We start from the raw sequence: 21,206 nt of genomic DNA, 5'->3' as shown, positions 1-21,206 counted from the left end.
TCCCGTCCGGGGCATTTTTTATGGCTCCCGATGGTTGGTCCCTATGTCAATCAGACATACGCGGCTGTCCGCCAGACCGCCGTGTGGTGCTACCGAGGAGGATCCATCAGCGCCGAGCCCCGCATCAACGACCGGATTCGCGTTCCCGAGGTGCGACTTGTCGGTCCCAGTGGCGAGCAGGTGGGCATTGTCCCGCTCGCTAAGGCACTGGAGCTTGCGCAGGAGTACGACCTGGACCTGGTCGAGGTCGCGGCGAACGCCCGTCCGCCCGTGTGCAAGCTCATGGACTACGGGAAGTTCAAGTACGAGTCGGCCATGAAGGCCCGTGAGGCGCGCAAGAACCAGGCGCACACGGTCATCAAGGAGATGAAGCTCCGGCCGAAGATCGACCCGCACGACTATGACACCAAGAAGGGTCACGTCGTCCGGTTCCTCAAGCAGGGCGACAAGGTCAAGATCACGATCATGTTCCGTGGTCGCGAGCAGTCCCGGCCGGAACTCGGCTACCGACTGCTGCAGCGTCTCGCGGAGGACGTCCAGGACCTCGGTTTCGTCGAGTCGAACCCGAAGCAGGACGGCCGGAACATGATCATGGTTCTCGGTCCGCACAAGAAGAAGACCGAGGCGATGGCCGAGGCTCGCCAGGCGCAGGAAGCCCGCAAGGCGGAAGCGAAGGCCAACCCCGGCAAGTCGCAGAACGCCGCGGACGCCGACGGCGCCGAGGCCCCTGCCGAGGCGTCCGCCGAGGCGTGATCCCGGGGGACGCGAGTCCCCAGGATGTAACCGATACAAGAGCGACGTTCCACCGTGCCCGGTTTCACGACCGGGCACCGGAACGCCACCGACGAGGAGAGAACGGCGCTATGCCGAAGAACAAGTCGCACAGCGGTGCCAGCAAGCGCTTCAAGATCACCGGCTCCGGCAAGGTGCTGCGCGAGCGCGCCGGCAAGCGCCACCTGCTCGAGCACAAGTCGTCCCGCGTGACGCGTCGCCTCACCGGCAACGCCGAGATGGCCCCGGGCGACGCCGCGAAGATCAAGAAGCTTCTCGGCAAGTGACGTACGCGGCGCGCTGAGCGCCGTACGTCAGGACCGGGACCCAATCGAATTCGGGCCGTGTGAGGACACCCACGGCCCCGCTACAAGGAGTTAACAAGTGGCACGCGTCAAGCGGGCAGTCAACGCCCACAAGAAGCGCCGGGCGATCCTCGAGCAGGCCTCCGGCTACCGCGGTCAGCGTTCGCGCCTGTACCGCAAGGCCAAGGAGCAGGTCACCCACTCGCTGGTCTACAACTACAACGACCGCAAGAAGCGCAAGGGCGACTTCCGTCAGCTGTGGATCCAGCGCATCAACGCCGCTGCCCGCGCCAACGGCATCACGTACAACCGCTTCATCCAGGGCCTGAAGGCCGCCAACGTCGAGGTCGACCGCAAGATCCTCGCCGAGCTGGCCGTCAACGACGCCACCGCGTTCGCCGCGCTGGTCGAGGTCGCGCAGAAGGCCCTGCCGGCGGACGTCAACGCCCCGAAGGCGGCGTGACACCGGCGCTTGGCCCAGGCCGACGTGACTGAGACGGACCCGCGGGTTTCTGCCTGCGGGTCCGTCGCATGTCGTGGTGCGGGCGGGTTCGGCACCGCCGATGTCCGCCGTCGTGGTTGATCGCCGATGCGGCGGAAAGTTCTCCTGAAGGTGAGTTGCATGGTCCCGGCCAGCCCCGAGCTGATCTCCCCCCGTTCGCCCCGCGTCTCCGCCGCCCGGCGGCTCGCGAAGCGGAACTTCCGGGGGAAGGAGCGGCTGTTCCTCGCCGAGGGGCCGCAGGCGGTGCGGGAGGCCGCCGGGCAGGGACTCGTCGAGCTGTTCGCCACCGTCGAGGCCGCGGAGCGGTACGCCGACATCATCGGTGAGGCTCGCGCGGTCGGGGCACGCGTCCATCTCGCCCCCGACGAGGTCATCGCCGACATCTCCACCACCGTCACCCCGCAGGGTCTCGTCGGGGTCTGCCGGTTCCTCGACACGTCCTTCGAGGAGATCCTCGCCGCCCGCCCCCGGCTCGTCGCCGTGCTCGCGCACGTGCGGGACCCCGGGAACGCCGGGACCGTGCTGCGGTGCGCCGACGCCGCCGGCGCCGAGGCCGTCGTCCTGACCGACGCGTCCGTCGACCTGTACAACCCCAAGGCCGTCCGCGCCTCCGTCGGCTCGCTGTTCCATCTGCCCGTGGCCGTGGGCGTGCCGGTCGAGCGGGCCGTCGCCGGGCTCAAGGAGGCCGGGGTGCGGGTCCTCGCCGCCGACGGCGCCGGGGACCGGGATCTCGACGACGAGCTCGACAAGGGCACCATGGGCGGACCGACCGCCTGGGTGTTCGGGAACGAGGCCTGGGGGCTCCCGGAGGAGACCCGCGCGCTCGCGGACGCCGTCGTGCGCGTCCCGATCCACGGAAAGGCCGAGAGCCTGAACCTCGCCACCGCCGCCGCCGTATGTCTGTATGCGTCGGCCCGTGCACAGCGCGCCTCCGGAGGGTGCCGCTCCGTCACCGAGAGCTAGTAGGGTGACCAGCTCGGGGCCCCTCAGTCGGCTGAGAGGTGGGGTACGGGGATGAGTGTCGGCACGAGCAGCGCACCGGGAGCACGGGACGTGCGACGCCCGCCCGCGCCCCGGTCCGGCGAGCTCGCCGGGCTCGGTCTCGACCCCGACGACCTCCCCGACGGCCTGGTCGTGGCCGACGAGCAGGGCCACGTCGTCTGCTTCAACGCCGCCGCCGAGCGCATCACCGCCGTCCCCGCCGCCGACGCCCTCGGGCAGCAGCTGGAGAAGGCCCTGCCGTTAGAGGATCTGGAAGGCCGCCGCTGGTGGCAGCTCACCGATCCGTACGGCGGACTCGCCATCCGGGTCCGCCAGCCCGAGCGGAACCTGCTGCTGCCGGGCGGACGCGAGGTCCTCGTCTCGGTGAAGTACGTCCGCACCGAGCCGACCGGACCCGTCCGCCGCGTCGTCGTCTCCCTGCGGGACACCGAGGCGCGCCGCCGCACCGAGCGCAGCCACGCCGAGCTGATCGCCACCGTCGCCCACGAGCTGCGCTCGCCGCTCACCTCCGTCAAGGGCTTCACCGCGACCCTGCTCGCCAAGTGGGAGAGGTTCACCGACGACCAGAAGCGGCTGATGCTGGAGACCGTCGACGCCGACGCCGACCGGGTCACCCGGCTCATCGCCGAGCTGCTCGACATCTCGCGGATCGACAGCGGGCGCCTCGAGGTGCGGCGTCAGCCGGTGGACATCGGCGCCGCCGTCGGGCGCCACATCCAGGCCTACGTCGCCGCGGGGCAGCCCGCCGACCGCTTCCTGCTGCGCCTGCAGCAGCCGCTGCCCGCCCTGTGGGCCGACCCCGACAAGATCGACCAGGTGCTCAGCAACCTGCTGGAAAATGCGGTGCGGCACGGCGAGGGAACCGTCACGATTGACGTCACGCCCACGGCGTCCCCCCGGGAGGGCGAGGACGCCGGCACGTCGGTCACGGTGAGCGACGAGGGGTCCGGCATCCCGGAGGAGTCCATGAACCGCGTCTTCACCCGCTTCTGGCGGGGCAGCAAGCGCGGTGGCACCGGCCTCGGGCTCTACATCGTCAAGGGCATCGTCGAGGCCCACGGCGGCACCATCACGGTCGGCCGCGCCCCCGGTGGCGGCGCGGAGTTCCGATTTACGTTGCCCGTGGCCGCTCCGGCGTATCTCGCCTGACGGCCGCGGGCGCATTCGTACACCCTCACCCCGTTAGACTCGGCCTTTGGCACCTTTGTGTCCTGCACACGGCTGAAGAGCGCCGGTCACGGGGACCATCCGCCAGCCAAACGGAAGCACGGGAAGAGATGTCGGCACCCAATAAGTCGTACGACCCTGTCGAGGTCGAGGCGTTGAAACCGGAAGAGATCGAGCGCATGCGGGACGAGGCGCTCGCCGCCTTCGCCGCCGCGAGCTCCCTCGACGCGCTCCAGGAGGCCAAGGTCGCCCACACCGGGGGCACCTCCCCGCTGGCCCTCGCCAACCGCGAGATCGGCGCGCTGCCCCCGCACGCCAAGGCCGCCGCCGGAAAGCTGGTCGGCCAGGCCCGCGGCGCCGTCAACAAGGCCCTGGCCGCCCGCCAGGCCGAGCTGGAGGCCGAGCGCGACCAGCGCGTGCTCGTCGAGGAGGCGGTGGACGTCACGCTGCCGTACGACCGGGTGCCGGCCGGCGCCCGCCACCCGCTGACCACGCTCTCGGAGCGCATCGAGGACATCTTCGTGGCCATGGGCTACGAAGTCGCCGAGGGCCCCCAGGTCGAGGCCGAGTGGTTCAACTTCGACGCGCTCAACATCGGCCCGGACCACCCGGCGCGCGGCGAGGCGGACACCTTCTTCGTCGAGGGCCCGCAGGGCGGCACCGAGTCCGGTGTCGTGCTGCGCACCCACACCTCGCCGGTGCAGATCCGCTCGCTGCTCGACCGCGAGCTGCCGGTCTACGTGATCTGCCCGGGCCGCGTGTACCGCACCGACGAGCTGGACGCCACCCACACCCCGGTCTTCCACCAGGTCGAGCTGCTCGCGGTGGACGAGGGCCTCACGATGGCGGACCTCAAGGGCACCCTGGACCACATGGTGCAGTCCCTGTTCGGCGAGGGCATGAAGACCCGGCTGCGGCCCAACTTCTTCCCCTTCACCGAGCCGTCCGCCGAGATGGACATGGTGTGCTACGTCTGCCGCGGCGAGTCCGTCGGCAATCCCGACCGGCCCTGCCGCACCTGTTCCAGCGAGGGCTGGATCGAGCTGGGCGGCTGCGGCATGGTCAACCCGCGGGTGCTCACCGCCTGCGGCGTCGACCCGGAGAAGTACAGCGGCTTCGCCTTCGGGTTCGGCATCGAGCGGATGCTGATGTTCCGCCACAACGTCGAGGACATGCGAGACATGGTCGAGGGTGACGTCCGGTTCACCCGGCCGTTCGGGATGGAGATCTGATGCGGGTCCCGCTTTCTTGGCTGCGGGAGTACGTCGACCTGCCGGCCACCGAGACCGGCCGCGACGTCCAGGCCAAGCTCATTTCGGCCGGTCTCGAGGTCGAGACGGTCGAGCAGCTCGGCGACGGCCTCAAGGGCCCCCTGGTCGTCGGCCAGGTGCTGACCATCGAGGAGCTGGAGGGCTTCAAGAAGCCGATCCGCTTCTGCACCGTCGACGTCTCCACCGCCAACGGCACCGGTGAGCCCCAGGAGATCGTCTGCGGCGCCCGGAACTTCCAGGTCGGCGACAAGGTCGTGGTCGTGCTCCCGGGCGCCGAGCTGCCCGGCGGCTTCGCGATCTCCGCGCGCAAGACCTACGGCCGCAACTCGCACGGCATGATCTGCTCCAGCGACGAGCTGGGCATGGGCGACGACGGCACCAAGGGCATCATCGTGCTGCCGCCGGAGACCGAGGTCGGCAAGGACGCCATCGAGCTCCTGGAACTGGTCGACGAGGTCCTGGACATCGCCGTCACCGCCAACCGCGGCGACTGCCTGTCCATCCGCGGTGTCGCCCGCGAGACCGCCATCGCCTACGGTCTGCCGCTGCGCGACCCGGCGCTGCTCGACGTGCCGGGCCCGAACGCCTTCGGCTACCCCGTCCAGGTCTCCGACCCGGTCGGCTGCGACCGCTTCACGGCCCGCACGGTCACCGGTCTGAGTCCCGAGGCGCGCTCCCCGATCTGGTTGAAGCGCCGGCTGCAGAAGGTCGGCATGCGCCCGATCTCGCTCGCCGTCGACGTCACCAACTACGTGATGATGGAGCTCGGCCAGCCGCTGCACGCCTACGACCGAAGCCTGGTCCAGGGCACCATCGGCGTCCGCCGGGCGGCCGAGGGCGAGAAGATCGTCACCCTCGACGGCGTCGAGCGGAAGCTGCACGCCGAGGACCTGGTCATCACCGACGACCGCGGCCCCATCGGCCTCGCCGGTGTCATGGGCGGCGCCAACACCGAGATCGCCGACCACGAGGACCTGGAGAACGCCACGTCCGACGTCGTGATCGAGGCGGCCCACTTCGACCAGGTCGCCATCGCGCGCACCGCCCGTCGGCACAAGCTGTCCTCGGAGGCGTCCCGTCGCTTCGAGCGCGGTGTCGACCCGGCGGCCGCCGCCGCGGCGGCGCAGCGCACGGTCGACCTGCTGGTCCTGCTCGCGGGCGGTACCGCCGAGGCCGGGGTCACCGAGGTCGTCGCGCCCTCCGCGCCGCACACCATCACGGTCCCGGCGAACCACCCCGACCAGGTCGCGGGCGTCGACTACGGCCGGGAGACCGTCGTCCGCCGCCTCCAGGAAGTCGGCTGCGACGTGTACGGGCAGGACGAGCTGATCGTCACCGTCCCGTCCTGGCGGCCCGACCTGCTGGAGCAGAACGACCTGGCCGAGGAGGTCATCCGGCTCGAGGGCTACGAGAACCTGCCCTCCACGCTGCCCAAGCCGCCGTCCGGCCGAGGTCTGACGCACCGCCAGCGGCTGCACCGCCGCGTCGGCCGCGTGCTGGCCGGTGCCGGGTACGTCGAGGCGCCGAACTACCCCTTCATCGGCGAGCAGGTCTTCGACCAGCTGGGCCTCGAAGCCGACGACCCCGCCCGCCGGGTCGTGAAGCTCACCAACCCGCTCAACGACGAGGAGCCCGCGCTCCGTACGTCGCTGCTGCCGGGGCTGCTGGGCGCCCTGCGCCGCAACGACGGCCGGGGCTCGCACGACCTCGCGCTGTTCGAGACCGGACTGGTCTTCCTCCCGCGTGAGGAGCAGCGGGCCGCGGTCCACCTGCCCGTGGACCGGCGTCCGACGGACGAGGAGATCGCCGAGCTCAACTCCGTGCTGCCCGAGCAGCCGCGCCATGTCGCCGTCGTCCTCGCGGGCGCCCGTGAGCAGGCCGGCTGGTGGGGCGCGGGCCGTCCGGCGGGCTGGGCCGACGCGGTGCAGGCCGCGCGGGCCGTCGCCGCGGAGGCGGGCGCCGAACTGATCGTGCGGTCCGGGCAGTACGGGCCGTGGCACCCGGGCCGGTGCGCCGAGCTGGCCGTCGTCGTGGACGGCGCCGAGCGGGTCGTGGGTCACGCCGGTGAGCTGCACCCGCGGGTGCTCAAGGCGCTGAGCCTGCCCGCGCGCACCTGCGCGATGGAGCTGGACCTGGACGCCCTGGAGCAGGTCGGCGACGGTGTGCCCCAGGCGCCGAGCATCTCCTCCTTCCCGGTCGCCACGCAGGACGTCGCCCTCGTGGTCGACAAGCCGGTGCCGGCGGCCGAGGTCGAGGCGGCGCTGCGGGACGGAGCCGGTGAACTCCTGGAGGCCATCCGCCTGTTCGACGTCTACGAGAACGAGGATCAGCTGGGCGACGGCAAGAAGTCGCTCGCCTACGCCCTGCGCTTCCGGGCGTCGGACCGCACGCTGACCGTGGACGAGGCCTCGGCGGCCCGCGACGCCGCGGTCGCCCTGGCGGGCGAGCGGACCGGGGCTGTGCTGCGGGGCTAGCGCACACCTCACAGTCACCTCACTCGATAGGGTGAGGTTTCTGGGCGATCTGGTCCTTCCGGGCCATGCGGTCGACAGAATCGGACCGGCCTTTCGGGGTCGGTCCGATTCTGCGTTGACTGGGCCTACATGGGGGGCCACCGCATGATCCGTATCAAGGCTGCGGTTCCGCGTCGGCTGCTCGCACTGGGGCTGCCCACCGCGTGGGGCGCGACGGCGATCACGTACAAGCTCGCCTGCCCACTCGCCCAGTCGGACGCCCTCGGGGCGCGCGTGGTGACCAGCGCCGTGTTCTTCGCGGTCGGCACCGGCCTGATCCTCCATGTCCGCCAGGCGCTGCTGCGTGAGCTGCGGCAGATCCGCCGGGTGGCCGGAGTCGCGCAGAGCGTGCTGCTGCGGCCACTGCCCCCGCGTATCGACGGACTGAACATCGCCGCCGCCCAGCTCTCCGCCGACCGAGGAGCCCGCGTGGGCGGCGACCTGTACGAGGTCATCGCCACCGAGCACGGCGTACGGGTGGTGATGGGCGACGTCCGAGGGCACGGCATCGCCGCCGTCGGCACGGCCGCGGCCCTGCTCGGCAGCTTCCGCGAGGCGGTCCACGACGAGCCCGACCTGGACCGGGTACTGCGCCGGCTGGAGCGCGCCCTGGACCGTCACTTACGGGGGCGTTCCCGTGACGAACAGCCCGCGGCGGAGGAGTTCGCGACGGTCCTGTTGCTGGAGATCCGCACGGACGGCGAGGTGTGGGTCCTCAACTGCGGGCATCCGTGGCCGTATCTGGTGAGCGGCACGACGGTTGAGTTGCTGGCTCGCGCCGATCCACTGCCACCCCTCGGCCCGTTCCCGCTCCCGCACGAGCTGCCCCCCGTGCGCGCCGGTCGAGTGCTGCCGGGCGAGACGCTCGTGCTGTACACGGACGGTGTCGAGGACGCACGCGACGCGCGTGGCCAGTTCTTTTCCCTACGAGCGGCCCTCGCGAGCGCGGCCCACGCCCAGCCCGACGCCCCGCAACTGATCCTGCGCACGGTCTTCGGGGCGCTGATGCGCCATGCGGGAGGGACACCGGCCGACGACATCGCGTTGCTGATCCTGCGGAACGACAGAACCCACCTTTCAGGGGCGCGGGGAACCGCGCGACCAGCCACGACAGACCCGCAGCCGACAACGCGCCTCTAGCGCCACGGCGTTCCGTCCTGCGGCTCGGCCGACGGCTGCCGTCCGCCCCGCCACGGAGTGTCGGGCAGGCAGCTGGGCGGACGGCGCGGATGCGGGCCGCCGCACTGTACGAGGGGGAGCCGGCGGCCCGGCCGGCCTCTTGCGAGGCAATTCAGTCAACCGGTTGGAAACTCTCCGCGACAGTGCGCGCACAGCGCGGATTCGAGCACTCCGTTCACACCCCGTGTGAAGGCGGAACCACTACTCTGACGGCACCGAGCCACCCGGGGGGCATCCATGCAGCCCAACACTCTGCTCGACGCGATTCTGGACGAGGCCGGGATCTCGCACGCGGGGCTTGCGGCACACGTGAACCAGGCGGGCCGGGCACGCGGCCTGACCTTGAGATACGAACACACCGCCGTCGCACGGTGGTTGAAGGGCCAGCGGCCACGCGGCCAAGTCCCCGACCTGATCTGCGAGGTGCTGGCGGGACGGCTCCAACGCCCCGTCACCCTCGACGACATCGGGCTCGGCGTCCCCGGAGAGCCGTCCGCTCCGCACGGCACCTCGCTGTCCGGGTTCGTCGAGCGGGCCACCGCCCTGTGGCGCTCCGACGAACAGCAGCGCCCGCATATACTCGGCGCCCCGGCCGTCACCGGCACCCCCGCCGTGATGCCGGTGTGGGAGTGGGAGAACCCGCCCGAGGACGTGGACGTCTCCCGCGGCGGGCGGCACCGGGTGACGTCGGCCGACATCGACATGCTGCGCGCCGCCCGCACCCATTACGAGCAGATGTACCGCAAGGCGGGCGGCATGGCGACCCGCACCCGGATCGTCGGCTTCCTCAACGCCGAGGCGGCCCCGCTGCTGCGCGGCAGCTACACCGACGCCACCGGACGCCAACTGCACCGGGCCACCGGCGGTTTGGTGGCGATCGCGGGCATCTGCGCGTACGACTCGGACGCGCACGGCCTCGCCCAGCGCTACTTCCACCAGGCGCTGCGCCTCGCGAAGGCCAGCGGCGACCGTGGGCTCGGCGCCTATGTGATCGCCCTGCTCGTCAACCAGGCTCTGTTCATGCGGGAGTTCCGGCAGGCCGTCGCCTTCGCGGAGGCCGCGCTGCGGGCCGCGGGCAAGCACATCACCCCGGCGCTCGCCTCCGACCTGTACGCGATGCAGGCGAAGGCGTACGCCCACCTCGGCGACGGCACGAGCGCGCTGTCCTGCATCCGGCGGGCCGAGCAGGCCGCCGAACGCATCCGGCGCGGATACGAACCCGACGAGACGGGCTATGTCCAGCCGGGCCTGGTCAATGTCCAGGTGGCGGAGGCGCTGCTCAGCCTGGGCGAACTGGCGGCGGCCGGGGAGCACGCCGCGGCGGCCGTCGACAATCCCGCCCACGACCGGGGCCGGGTGCACCGGCTCGCCATGCTCAGCACGATCGAGCTGCGGCAGGGCCATGCCGACAAGGCGGTGGCCACCGCCGTGCAAATGGCCGAACAGGCCAGAGGAATGGAGTCCCAGCGCCTGCGCGACAGACTCCGAGCGGTGCGCGAGCATCTCGTGCGCAGCGGCGGCGCGGGCACCTCCGAGGCCGCCGAACTCATCGACGGAGCGCTGCGCGTACCGCTTTAGGCCGGTGCGGGGAGGTACCCGAACACCGACACCGCACAGTCCCTGCTGCGATATTGCCACTTACTCGACGGAAGGTGGCAGAACCGTGCAGTGGACGAAACAGAACGAACAAACTGTGTATGAAAACCGCTGGTTCACCGTCAACCTGGCAGACGTGGAGCTGCCCGACGGCCGGCACCTCGATCACTTCCTGATACGGCTGCGGCCGGTCGCCGTGGCCACGGTGGTCAACGAGGCGAACGAGGTCCTGCTTCTGTGGCGCCACCGGTTCATCACCGACAGCTGGGGGTGGGAACTCGCGGCCGGAGTGGTCGAGGACGGTGAGGACATCGCCGCAGCGGCCGCCAGGGAACTGGAGGAGGAGACCGGCTGGCGGCCGGGACCCCTGCACCACCTCATGAGCGTGGAGCCGTCCAACGGACTCACCGACGCCCGGCACCACATCTACTGGGCCGACGAGGGTGAGTACGTCGGGCACCCCGTGGACGACTTCGAGTCGGACCGCCGGGAATGGGTCCCCCTCAAGCTCGTCCCCGACATGGTCGCCCGTGGGGAGGTCCCGGCCGCCAACATGGCGGCCGCGTTACTTCTGCTGCACCACCTCAGGCTCGGGCAGGACGCTTTGCCCCGATCCCCCCACCGCGCCCTGTGAGCTAGTGGCCGAAGGCCTGCCAGATCGCCACGACGAGTGCGCCCAGCGCGGTCAGTGCCGCGACCGCGGGCAGCGGCCAGCGGGAGTGTTCCAGGGCGACGATCCGGGCGGCCAGATCGTCGAGTTCCTTGTCGGTTTCCTCGGTTCGGTGACTGAGCAGGGCCAGGCCGCCCTCGACACGGGCATAGGCCACGTCGAGGCGTCGGCGTAACTCTGCGAGTTCTCCATGGACCACGGGATGCTCGGGGTCGGCGGTCACGAGTCCGCTCCTTTCCGTAGTCGTCACATCCCTTGCGAGCGCTCTTGCATGCGCATGATGAGTCAACTCGCCTGGTGGGCAGGTGGGGAGAGTGTGCGACCGGCATATGCGAGCCCGGCGCGCACACGGTGTGTGAATGCAGCGGGCCCGGCACCCAAAAGGTGCCGGGCCCGTGCGGTTGGCCGAAATCTGACCGTGCGTAATCAGCCGTAGGTGTAGAAGCCCGAACCGGACTTACGGCCCAGACGGCCGGCGTCGACCATGCGCTGCAGCAGCGGGGGAGCGGCGTACAGCGGCTCCTTGTACTCCTCGTACATGGAGAACGCCACCGAGGCGACCGTGTCCAGGCCGATCAGGTCGGCCAGCTTCAGCGGGCCCATCGGGTGGGCGCAGCCGAGCTCCATGCCGTTGTCGATGTCCTCGCGGCTGGCGATGCCCGACTCGAACATCCGGATCGCGGAGAGCAGGTAGGGGATCAGCAGCGCGTTCACCACGAAGCCCGAGCGGTCCTGGGCCCGGATGGCGTGCTTGCCGAGCAGCTTCTCGGCGAAGGCCTGGGCGCGGCTGAGCGTGCCCTCGGAGGTGGTGAGCGCCGGGATCAGCTCCACGAGCTGCTGCACCGGGGCCGGGTTGAAGAAGTGGATGCCGATGACCTGGTCGGGGCGCGAGGTGGCGACCGCGAGCTTCACCAGCGGGATGGAGGAGGTGTTGGAGGCGAGGATCGCGTCCGGCCGGGTCACGACCTGGTCCAGCACCTGGAAGATCTCCGTCTTGACCTGCTCGTTCTCCACGACGGCCTCGATCACCAGATCGCGGTCGGCGAACTCGCCGAGGTCGGTGGTGAAGCTCAGCCGCGCCTGCGTCGCCGCCAGCTCCTCGTCGGTGATCTTGCCGCGTTCGGCGGCCTTGGTCAGGGAGTTGAACAGCCGGGTACGGCCGATCTCCAGGGCCTCGCCGGTGGTCTCGGCGACCTTCACGTCCAGGCCGGCCCGCGCGCACACCTCGGCGATGCCCGCTCCCATCTGGCCGCAGCCCACCACTCCGACGCGTGCAATATCTCCCGCGGGGTACGTCACATCGTCCCTTTCGCTGAACTTCGGCTGGGGGCAGGATCCCGGGTCCCGGTGCCTGCTCCGTTCGTGCACGTTACCCCCAAGTATCGATGATCGATCGCCGGGGTCGGGCATCCTGGGGCGCGGAGACGGTCCGTGACGGTGCGGATCCGAAGGGTCACTGGGGGTGCAGAGGATGGGGCAGGTCACACGTCGGGCCTTCGCCGTGGCGGCGTGGGCGACCCTCTCGGCGGGGTCGGGGGCGTCCGCCGCGCCGAGACGGCGGAAGCCGCCCGGCGAGATGCGGGGCATGTGGCTGGCGACGGTGATGAACCGGGACTGGCCGTCCAGGCCGGGGCTGACCGCGGCTGCGCAGCGCGCCGAGCTGATCGCGCACCTCGACATGGCGGTACGGCGCCGGCTGAACACGGTGATCTTCCAGGTGCGGCCCGCTGCCGACGCGCTGTGGCCCTCGCCGTACGAGCCCTGGTCGGAGGTGCTGACCGGCACCCAGGGCAGGGCGCCGGGCTGGGACCCGCTCGGCACGGCGGTCCGGGAGGCGCACGCGCGGGGCCTGGAGCTGCACGCCTGGTTCAACCCGTACCGGATCGCCGACCACCCGGACCCGGCCAGGCTCGCCGCCTCGCACCCGGCCCGGCGCCGTCCCGACTGGGTGGTGCGCTTCGGCGGGAGGCTCTACTACAACCCGGGCCTGCCCGAGGTCCGCGCCTTCGTGCAGAAGGCGATGCTGGACGCGGTGGGCAAGTACGCGCTGGACGCCGTGCACTTCGACGACTACTTCTACCCCTATCCGGCGGCGGGCCAGACCTTCGACGACGACGCCGCCTACGACCGTTACGGCGGCGGCTTCGCGAGCCGGGCGGCCTGGCGGCGCGACAACACCGACCGCCTGGTGTCGGAGATGAAGGCCGGGATCGGGAAGGTCCGCCCGGGCACCCGGTTCGGGATCAGTCCTTTCGGGGTGTGGCGCAACGCCGGCACCGACTCGCGCGGCTCCGACACCGGGGCGCTCCAGGCGTACGACGATCTCTACGCGGACACCCGGAAGTGGGTCAGAAAGAACTGGGTCGACTACATCTGCCCCCAGCTGTACTGGCATGTCGGCCACTCCGCCGCCGACTACGCCGTACTCCTGCCCTGGTGGGCGCGGACGGTCCGGGGCACCGCGACACAGCTCTACCTGGGCGAGGCGCTGTACCGGGCGGGCGACCCGGCGCAGGCCGCCGCGTGGCAGAACCCGGCCGAGCTGTCCCGCCATCTGAGTCTGGCCGCTGAGCACCCGGAGGCGCGCGGCCATGTGTTCTTCTCCGCCCGGGAGGTGGCGGCGGATCCCGTCGGGGCCATGGCGCGGGTGGTCGCCGACCACTACCGCTGATCGGCGTCGCCCCCGCGCGGGCCTACATGGGGTGGGTGTTCCTGTGCTTGATCTCGGTGTCCGGGCCCGGGGAGCAGATGCCCTCGTGCCCGTCGTCGAAGCGGACGCGGTAGGGCGGGTTTCCCTTGTCGCCCAGTACTTCGACGATCTCGCCGACCTTGTCGTGCTGTCCGACCACCCTGCCGTGCTGAACAAGCTGGTCGCCCACGGTTGCACGCATCTGGAGGCCTCCTCAGCGAAAGCGGGAGCAGCGGTCCGTGGCCCTGAGTCTACGGCCCGGGGCGGCGCTGGGAAGTGGGTCGTACGGCCCACTCAACCGCGTGCCCGTTGGGTGACGGCGATGCACACGAGCACCGCCGCGGCCGTCAGGGGAGCGGCCACCGTCAGATGCTCGCCCAGCAGCAGCACCGACCACACCAGTGTGAGCAGCGGCTGGGCCAACTGCAACTGGCTGGCCTTGGGGATGCCGATGGCGGCCATGCCCCGGTACCAGACGACGAGGCCGAGGAACTGCGATCCGGCGGCCACCCACAGCACCCCGGTCACGCTGTGCGCGGTGAGGGCGAGGGGCTCCTGGGTGAGCGCGAACACGGCGGCGGGCACGGACAGCGGGAGGCACAGCACCAGCGCCCAGCCGATGACCTGCCAGCCCGGCATCACCCGGGCCAGCCGGCCGCCCTCGGTGTAGCCGGCCGCGCACACCAGCAGGGCCGCGAAGAGATACAGATCGGCGGTCGTGAGGGCGCCGCCGCTCTGCTGCACCGTGAAGGCGACCACCGCGGCGGCGCCCGCCAGGGCCGCGGCCCAGAAGGTGGGCGAGGGCCGGGTGCCCATCCGCAGGGCGGAGAACAGGGCGGTGGTCAGCGGGAGGAGGCCCACCACGACGGCCGCGTGCGCGGTCGTGGACGTCTGGAGCGCGAGGGTGGTCAGCAGCGGGAAGCCGATCACCACTCCGGCCGCCACGACCGCGAGCCCGGCCCAGTGCGCGCGGTCCGGCAGCGGTACGCGCAGTGCCAGCAGACAGCCACCGGCGAGCAGCGCGGCGAGGACACTGCGCACGGCCACCAGCGACCAGGGGCCGAAGCCCTCCAGGCCCCAGGCGGTGGCGGGGAAGGTGAGGGAGAAGGCGGTCACGCCGAGCGCGGCGAGGAGGGTGCCGGCCGCGGCCGGGGTCCGGGCCGGGGTGTTGACCGCTATCCGGTTCTCTGCGGTAGCGCTACTCTGTGCTGTCATGCAAGAGCGTAGCAGCGTGGGTGAACTGGCGGATCAGCTACGGCGGGAGCTGGACCGCTACTCGTTCGGTGGAAAGCTCCCGTCGAGTCGGGCTCTGGTCGAGCGGTTCCGGGTGAGCCCGGTGACCGTTTCGCGGGCCCTCGCCCAGCTGGCGGCCGAGGGACTGGTGGTGACCCGGCCCGGCGCCGGAGCCTTCCGGGCCCGGCCGCGGGCCGAGGCCGCGCCCGCCGGGGACACCTCCTGGCAGGAGGTCTCGCTCAGCGCGGACAGGGCCGCGGAACCGGTGCCGCGCTCGGTGGACGCCTCCGGGGTCCTGGTCTCGCTCGCCGCGCCCCCGCCGGGCGTGATCGAGTTCAACGGCGGCTATCTGCACCCCTCCCTCCAGCCGGAACGGGCGATGGCGGCGGCGCTCTCCCGGGCCGGGCGCCGCCCCGGGGCCTGGGGCCGACCGCCCATGGAGGGGCTGCCGGAGCTGCGCGAGTGGTTCGCCCGCAGCATCGGCGGCGCGGTCACGGCGGCCGAGGTGCTGGTCACCTCCGGCGGCCAGTCGGCGCTCACCACCGCCCTGCGCGCGCTCGCGCCACCCGGCGCCCCGGTCCTGGTCGAGTCGCCCACCTACCCGGGCATGCTGGCCATCGCCCGGGCGGCGGGCCTGCGTCCCGTGCCGGTGCCGGTCGACCCCGACGGGGTGCGCCCCGGGCTCCTCGCCGACGCGTTCCGGGCCACCGGCGCCCGGGTCTTCGTCTGCCAGCCGCTCTTCCAGAACCCCACCGGCGCCGTGCTCGCCCCCGCGCGGCGCGCCGAGGTGCTGCGCATCGCCCACGAGGCCGGCGCCTTCGTCGTGGAGGACGACTTCGTACGACGGCTGGTGCACGAGGACGCGGGGCCGTTGCCGCGGCCGTTGGCCGCCGACGATCCCGACGGCGTCGTCGTGCACGTCGGCTCCCTGACCAAGGCGACCTCGCCGAGCTTCCGGGTCAGCGCCCTGGCCGCGCGGGGACCGGTGCTGGAGCGGCTGCGCGCGATCCAGGTCGTCGACACCTTCTTCGTGCCCCGGCCGCTGCAGGAGGCGGCCCTGGAGCTGGTCGGATCGCCCGCCTGGCCCCGCCATCTGCGCACGATCTCCAGTGAGCTGAGGATCCGCCGGGACGCGATGACGACGGCCCTCCTGAGCGAGCTGCCCGCACTGGCCCTGCCGCACATCCCCTCCGGCGGCTACCACCTCTGGCCCCGCCTGCCCGACGGGACCGACGAGGCGGCGCTGACCGCGGCCGCCCTGCGCGCGGGCGTCGCGATCACGCCCGGCCGCCCGTACTTCAGCGCCGAACCCCCGGCCGCCCATCTGCGCCTGAGCTTCGCCGCGGTCGCCGGGACGGGGGAGATCGCCGAAGGCGTACGGCGGCTGCGGGCGGCCTGCGCCGAAGTGGGTGCCCTCGGCGGCGGAAAAAGTTGAGTTGTCCGGGTCGTCCTGACCACGAGGTAAGGATTCGCCCACCCTCGGTAACTCCGAGACAACACCTCTTGACCTGCGCACTTTCGCGAATCACCATCGCGGCATGTCACTTCGGGTCACGTTCGTCGCCGCCGCGCGCAGCTCCTCGCTGCTCACCGAGCGGTTCCAGGACGACCGCCCGCTGGACCAGGCCGGCTGGGACGAGGTGCAGCGCGTCGCCCATGATCTGGTCCCGCTGTCGGTCGCCGAGCTGCGCTACTGCTCGCCCACCCCGCGCTGCCGCGCCACCGGCGACGCCCTCGGCTACGCGCCGCTGGTGCAACTCGCCCTGCGCGACTGCGACATGGGCCGCTGGGGTGGGCTGACGCTGGGCGAGGCGATGGCCCGCGAGCCGGATGCGGTCGACGCCTGGCTCGCGGACCCGCGCGGCACCCCGCACGGCGGTGAGTCCCTGCTCGCCTTCATCGGCCGGGTCGGGGGCTGGCTCGACACCCGGCCCGTGGGCGACGGCGGCAGGATCGTCGCCGTCGCCGAGCCCTCGGTGATCCGCGCCGCTCTGGTGTACGCCCTGAAGGCGCCGCCCGCGACCTACTGGAACCTCGACGTCCGCCCGCTGTCCACGACGACCGTCATCGGTCGGGCGGGCCGCTGGAACCTGCGGTTCGACGGCGCGTCGGCCGAGGCCTCACGGACGTAGCTCCGCGGGCAGCCCGTAGTGCCGCGCGACGATCCGGCGGGTGTGCGCGCCGTCCGCGTTGAAGTCCGGGTCGGCGTCGTAGCGCGCGGTGTCCCGGCCGACGATGCCCGCGGCCAGCAGCTGGGGCAGCAGATGATCGGCCAGGCCGCCGCCGCGTCGGGACTCCCGGCGGCCGCCCACGTTGAGATACAGCTGCTCGAAGCCGCCCCGGCTGTGGCTGACCTGGAACGGGTGCTCGGGGCAGTGCGGAACCATGTAGTTCTGCCCATGCGGGCAGGCGCAGGCGGGGGTGGAGGCGAGGAACACCGTCTCCACCCGGTCCGGTTCGCCCGCCAGGTCGGCGTACCGGTAGCCGGTGAGGTCCCGCGCCAGCGTCCACACCTCCCCTCCCGGGACGCCTCGGTGGGTCAGCCAGGCCCAGCCGGACGCGGTGCCCTCGGCGGCGGCGGGCAGCCCGGCCCGGGTGAAGACGTCGGACAGGGTGGGCTGGTCCAGGCCCTTGCAGAAGGTGGCGAAGGTGTTCGGGGGCAGCCGGGTCATCGTGCCGTCATCTCCGCGCTCAGCGGCGGCGAGGGCAGCGCGAAGAAGTCGGACAGCGTCCGCATGAGGCGTGTCCGGTCCTCACTCGCGTGCTCCCAGCAGGCGTGGGCCTCGTCCTCCTCGTGCGGGCAGTCCGCGTCGGGGCCGATGAGCCTCGCCGCCAGCAGCTCGGGGGAGAGGTGATCGGGGTTGTCGCCCACGCGCTGGCCGAGGTCCTCGAAGCTGAAGTGCACGACCAGCCTGCCGTCCCGGTAGTACGAGAAGTCCGGCGGGAACCCCTTGGCGCTGCACGGCTCCGTGACCAGCACGACCAGCTCGCCGCCGGCGGGGCACACGCGCCGGTAGTCCACGGGGTCGAAGTCCTCGGTCTGCGCGTTGAGCATGTCGTGCACCGCCCAGCTCCAGCCGTTCCCCTCGCCCTGGTCGAGCGGCTCCCGGTTCAGGCCGCGCAGCCCCGAGGCCAGCGCGTCGGGTGAAGTGCCGCGCGCGAAGACGACGTTCACCTCGTGGTGGTCGTAGGAATCCCTGGTCCACTTGGTCATGCCGGGCACTCTAGGGCGCGGCACCGACAGTCGGTTCGCGGGCGTAGTCGGTGGTGAGGACGAGGTCCTTCGCGGGTCCGCGCACCCGCCAGACCGTCCGCCAGTGATCGGCGTCGAGGACGGTGAACTCGCCCCGGTAGAGATCGGCCGCGCAGGGGTGGTCGGCGATGTGCCGACCCGTGGTGAGGTCCAGATCGTGGAAGGGGCGGCCGTCGGCGAAGCGGACGTCGGCGGTGCCGGGGCCGCTCCCGGGCAGGAAGCGCAGCGTCCGCTCGGCGGGCCGGGCCACGCCCTGCCAGACGAACGTGCCGGACTCCTCGTGCAGCAACCCGCCGCCGTCCAGCGGGCCGAAAACCGTCGTACCGCTGAACTCGCCGCGCTCACCGCTCGCGTGGTCCCGGACGGAGCGGCGCACCCGCCATGAGCCCCGCAGATATTCCAGCGCGTCCCGCACTGGCCAGAACTCGCCCATGGTGCCCGCGACTCCGTCCCGTCCGTTCCGGCGCGACCCATTGACGCGCTCCTGCCCCCTCCCTATCTTGCCGTTCGAGCTACTGGTCAATGTCCGACATTTCGAACAGTGAAGCCACATCGAGCCGCGGAGCATCCATGTCACGCACCCGCACCCGCTGGAGACTCGGTCTCGGCGCCACCGCCTTCCTGGTGGCGTCCGCCGGCCTGGCCCCGGTACCCGCGCACGCCGAGGACGTCACCGACTACGCGATCACCGTCGACCCGACCGCCCAGGGCGCGAAGATCGACGACACCCTGTACGGCGTCTTCTTCGAGGACATCAACCGGGCCGCCGACGGCGGTCTGTACGCCGAGCTCGTCCAGAACCGGTCCTTCGAGTACTCCACCGCCGACAACGGCTCGTACACCCCGCTCACCTCCTGGGCGGTCTCCGGGACCGCCGAGGTCCGCGACGACTTTGGGCGGCTGAACGAACGCAACCGCAACTACCTGTCCCTGGGGGCCGGTTCGGCCGTCACCAACGCGGGCTACAACACCGGCGTCCGCGTCGAGCAGGGGAGGCGGTACGACTTCTCGGTGTGGGCCCGCGCCGAGACCGGCAGCACCCTCACCGTCGGCCTGAAGGACGCGGCGGGCACCCTCGCGACCGCCCGGCAGGTCTCCGTCTCCGGTGGCTGGAGGAAGTACACGGCCACCTTCACCGCGAACCGCACCAGCTCCCACGGCCGCCTCGCCGTCGCCTCCTCCGGCGCCGCGGCGCTCGACATGGTCTCCCTCTTCCCGCGCGACACCTACAAGGGCCAGGCCAACGGCCTGCGCAAGGACCTCGCCGAGAAGATCGCCGCCCTCAACCCGGCGTTCGTCCGCTTCCCCGGCGGTTGTCTGGTCAACACCGGCTCCATGCAGGACTACAGCGAGTCCTCCGACTGGGAGCGCAAGCGCTCCTACCAGTGGAAGGACACCATCGGCCCGGTCGAGGAGCGCGCCACCAACGCCAACTTCTGGGGCTACAACCAGAGTTACGGCCTCGGCTACTACGAGTACTTCCGCTTCGCCGAGGACATCGGCGCCATGCCGCTGCCCGTCGTCCCCGCGCTGGTCACCGGCTGCGGCCAGAACCGGGCCACCGACGACGAGGCGCTGCTCCAGCGGCACATCCAGGACACCCTCGATCTCATCGAGTTCGCCAACGGCCCGGCGACCAGCACCTGGGGCAAGAAGCGCGCCCGGATGGGCCACCCGAAGCCCTTCGGCCTGACCCACCTCGGTGTCGGCAACGAGGAGAACCTGCCGGGCGAGTTCTTCGCCAACTTCCAGAAGTTCCGCGCCGCGGTCGAGGCCGCGTACCCGGACATCACCGTGGTCTCCAACTCCGGCCCGGACGACACCGGTTCGACCTTCGACAGCCTGTGGAGGATGAACCGCGAGGCCGACGTCGACCTGGTCGACGAGCACTACTACAACAGTCCGCAGTGGTTCCTGCAGAACAACGACCGCTACGACAGCTACGACCGCAACGGCCCCAAGGTCTTCCTCGGCGAGTACGCCTCCCAGGGCAACGCCCTCAAGAACGCCCTCGCCGAGGCCGCGTTCATGACCGGCCTGGAGCGCAACGCCGACGTCGTCAAGCTCGCCTCGTACGCCCCACTGCTCGCGAACGAGGACTACGTGCAGTGGCGGCCCGACATGATCTGGTTCAACAACCACGCCTCCTGGAACTCCGCCAACTACGAGGTCCAGAAGCTGTTCATGAACAACGTCGGCGACCGTGTCGTCCCCTCCACCGCGACCGGCACCCCGGCCGTCAGCGGCCCGATCACCGGCGCCGTCGGCCTGTCGACCTGGGCGACCAGTGCGGCGTACGACGATGTGAAGGTGACCGCGGCCGACGGGACGGCGCTCCTGAACGACGACTTCTCCGGCGACGCCTCGCAGTGGACGCACCACGGCACCGGCAGCTGGAGCGTCCAGGACAGTGCCTACGTCCAGGGCGACGCCGCCGCGGAGAACACCCTGGTCACCGCGGGCGACCCGACCTGGCGGGACTACGACCTGCACGTGAAGGCCACCAAGAAGTCCGGCAGGGAGGGCTTCCTCGTCGCCTTCGGCGTCAAGGACACCGGCAACTACTACTGGTGGAACCTGGGCGGCTGGAACAACACCTCCTCCGCGGTCGAACAGGCCGTGGACGGCGGCAAGTCGACGCTGATCTCCAAGGCCGGTTCGATCGAGACCGGCCGCGCCTACGACATCGACATCAAGGTGCGCGGCCGCCAGGTCACTCTGTACCTCGACGGCCAGGAGTGGGGCAGCTTCACCGACGACAAGCCCGCCGAGCCGTTCCGCCAGGTCGTCACCAAGGACGCCCGGACCGGTGACCTGATCGTCAAGGTCGTCAACGCCCAGTCCGCGGACGCCCGTACGGCCATCGACCTCGGCGGCGCGAAGGTCGCCTCCCGGGCCCGGGTGACCACGCTGGCGGGGGAGCCGGACTCGGTGAACTCCGAGACGAACACACCGATCACGCCGGTGACGTCCACCCTCTCGGGGGTCGCGGCGAAGTTCACGTACACCTTCCCGGCCAACTCGGTGACGTTCCTGAGGATCCCGCCGAAATAGT

21 protein-coding genes are annotated in these 21,206 nt (G+C 71.4%); 14 read left to right on the top strand and 7 right to left on the bottom strand.

Annotated elements, in window-relative coordinates; genetic code table 11:
• Positions 1–81 precede the first annotated feature (81 nt).
• From infC to ACWDRW_RS15990, 10 genes are all read left to right on the top strand, one after another.
• A complete protein-coding gene (gene infC, locus ACWDRW_RS16035) occupies positions 82–753 on the top strand; it encodes a translation initiation factor IF-3 (protein WP_451723713.1) in 672 nt (223 codons plus the stop codon).
• 110 nt (positions 754–863) lie between these two features.
• Complete coding sequence (rpmI, locus tag ACWDRW_RS16030; protein ID WP_003977225.1) at positions 864–1,058, top strand: 50S ribosomal protein L35; 195 nt, start codon at positions 864–866, stop codon at positions 1,056–1,058.
• A gap of 97 nt (positions 1,059–1,155) precedes the next feature.
• Entirely contained in the window at positions 1,156–1,539 is a 384-nt protein-coding gene (rplT, locus tag ACWDRW_RS16025) for a 50S ribosomal protein L20 (RefSeq protein ID WP_004933571.1), read from the top strand.
• A 159-nt stretch (positions 1,540–1,698) separates the two neighbouring features.
• Positions 1,699–2,541 (top strand): TrmH family RNA methyltransferase, encoded by an 843-nt coding sequence (locus tag ACWDRW_RS16020; protein ID WP_451723588.1) that lies wholly within the window; start codon positions 1,699–1,701, stop codon positions 2,539–2,541.
• A 51-nt stretch (positions 2,542–2,592) separates the two neighbouring features.
• Positions 2,593–3,729, top strand: a complete 1,137-nt coding sequence (locus tag ACWDRW_RS16015; protein WP_451723586.1) for an ATP-binding protein — start codon at positions 2,593–2,595, stop codon at positions 3,727–3,729.
• A gap of 128 nt (positions 3,730–3,857) precedes the next feature.
• Positions 3,858–4,979, top strand: coding sequence for a phenylalanine--tRNA ligase subunit alpha (gene pheS, locus ACWDRW_RS16010; RefSeq protein WP_451723585.1), 1,122 nt, complete (start codon positions 3,858–3,860; stop codon positions 4,977–4,979).
• Entirely contained in the window at positions 4,979–7,492 is a 2,514-nt protein-coding gene (pheT, locus tag ACWDRW_RS16005) for a phenylalanine--tRNA ligase subunit beta (protein ID WP_451723584.1), read from the top strand. Before pheS ends, pheT begins: the two co-directional genes overlap by 1 nt.
• A 144-nt stretch (positions 7,493–7,636) precedes the next feature.
• Positions 7,637–8,671, top strand: coding sequence for a PP2C family protein-serine/threonine phosphatase (locus ACWDRW_RS16000; protein ID WP_451723581.1), 1,035 nt, complete (start codon positions 7,637–7,639; stop codon positions 8,669–8,671).
• 276 nt (positions 8,672–8,947) lie between these two features.
• A complete protein-coding gene (locus tag ACWDRW_RS15995; protein ID WP_451723580.1) occupies positions 8,948–10,288 on the top strand; it encodes a transcriptional regulator in 1,341 nt (446 codons plus the stop codon).
• Between the two features lie 85 nt (positions 10,289–10,373).
• Positions 10,374–10,940, top strand: a complete 567-nt coding sequence (locus tag ACWDRW_RS15990) for an NUDIX domain-containing protein (protein WP_451723578.1) — start codon at positions 10,374–10,376, stop codon at positions 10,938–10,940.
• Between the two features lies 1 nt (position 10,941).
• On the opposite strand, the gene ACWDRW_RS15985 is transcribed toward ACWDRW_RS15990, so the two are convergent.
• Both ACWDRW_RS15985 and ACWDRW_RS15980 read right to left on the bottom strand, forming a co-directional pair.
• Positions 10,942–11,199, bottom strand: a complete 258-nt coding sequence (locus ACWDRW_RS15985) for a hypothetical protein (RefSeq protein ID WP_451723577.1) — start codon at positions 11,197–11,199, stop codon at positions 10,942–10,944.
• A 203-nt stretch (positions 11,200–11,402) separates the two neighbouring features.
• Positions 11,403–12,275, bottom strand: coding sequence for a 3-hydroxybutyryl-CoA dehydrogenase (locus ACWDRW_RS15980; RefSeq protein WP_451723576.1), 873 nt, complete (start codon positions 12,273–12,275; stop codon positions 11,403–11,405).
• Between the two features lie 172 nt (positions 12,276–12,447).
• Between ACWDRW_RS15980 and ACWDRW_RS15975 the strand changes: the two genes are divergently transcribed.
• The gene (locus ACWDRW_RS15975; RefSeq protein ID WP_451723574.1) at positions 12,448–13,647 is read left to right on the top strand and encodes a glycoside hydrolase family 10 protein; all 1,200 of its coding nucleotides are present in this window, start codon (positions 12,448–12,450) and stop codon (positions 13,645–13,647) included.
• A 22-nt stretch (positions 13,648–13,669) separates the two neighbouring features.
• Here ACWDRW_RS15975 and ACWDRW_RS15970 read toward each other — a convergent pair whose 3' ends face one another.
• A complete protein-coding gene (locus tag ACWDRW_RS15970; RefSeq protein ID WP_451723573.1) occupies positions 13,670–13,867 on the bottom strand; it encodes a DUF1918 domain-containing protein in 198 nt (65 codons plus the stop codon).
• Positions 13,868–13,959: 92 nt separating this feature from the next.
• Positions 13,960–14,880 (bottom strand): DMT family transporter, encoded by a 921-nt coding sequence (locus ACWDRW_RS15965; RefSeq protein WP_451723571.1) that lies wholly within the window; start codon positions 14,878–14,880, stop codon positions 13,960–13,962.
• On the opposite strand from ACWDRW_RS15965, the gene ACWDRW_RS15960 reads away from it, so the two are divergent.
• Positions 14,879–16,333, top strand: a complete 1,455-nt coding sequence (locus ACWDRW_RS15960) for an aminotransferase-like domain-containing protein (protein WP_451723570.1) — start codon at positions 14,879–14,881, stop codon at positions 16,331–16,333. The two genes, ACWDRW_RS15965 and ACWDRW_RS15960, sit on opposite strands and share 2 nt — an antisense overlap.
• 103 nt (positions 16,334–16,436) lie before the next feature.
• Positions 16,437–17,030, top strand: a complete 594-nt coding sequence (locus tag ACWDRW_RS15955) for a histidine phosphatase family protein (RefSeq protein ID WP_451723569.1) — start codon at positions 16,437–16,439, stop codon at positions 17,028–17,030.
• On the opposite strand, the gene ACWDRW_RS15950 is transcribed toward ACWDRW_RS15955, so the two are convergent.
• Genes ACWDRW_RS15950 through ACWDRW_RS15940 form a run of 3 tightly spaced genes read right to left on the bottom strand, consistent with a single transcriptional unit; the run spans position 17,019 to position 18,584 of the window.
• Entirely contained in the window at positions 17,019–17,570 is a 552-nt protein-coding gene (locus ACWDRW_RS15950) for a hypothetical protein (RefSeq protein ID WP_451723567.1), read from the bottom strand. The genes ACWDRW_RS15955 and ACWDRW_RS15950 overlap by 12 nt on opposite strands.
• Complete coding sequence (locus ACWDRW_RS15945; RefSeq protein WP_451723565.1) at positions 17,567–18,112, bottom strand: hypothetical protein; 546 nt, start codon at positions 18,110–18,112, stop codon at positions 17,567–17,569. Before ACWDRW_RS15945 ends, ACWDRW_RS15950 begins: the two co-directional genes overlap by 4 nt.
• A gap of 10 nt (positions 18,113–18,122) precedes the next feature.
• On the bottom strand, positions 18,123–18,584 hold the full coding sequence (locus tag ACWDRW_RS15940) for a DUF6314 family protein (protein ID WP_451723563.1): 462 nt from the start codon (positions 18,582–18,584) through the stop codon (positions 18,123–18,125).
• Positions 18,585–18,721: 137 nt separating this feature from the next.
• On the opposite strand from ACWDRW_RS15940, the gene ACWDRW_RS15935 reads away from it, so the two are divergent.
• Positions 18,722–21,205: an alpha-L-arabinofuranosidase C-terminal domain-containing protein gene (locus ACWDRW_RS15935; protein WP_451723562.1), complete on the top strand. Its 2,484-nt coding sequence runs from the start codon at positions 18,722–18,724 to the stop codon at positions 21,203–21,205.
• Position 21,206: the final 1 nt, after the last annotated feature.

It is taken from the genome of Streptomyces sp. NPDC003635 (assembly GCF_053587635.1).
Note: the sequence above shows the minus strand (reverse complement) of the source record. Positions and strands in the feature narration are given on the sequence as shown.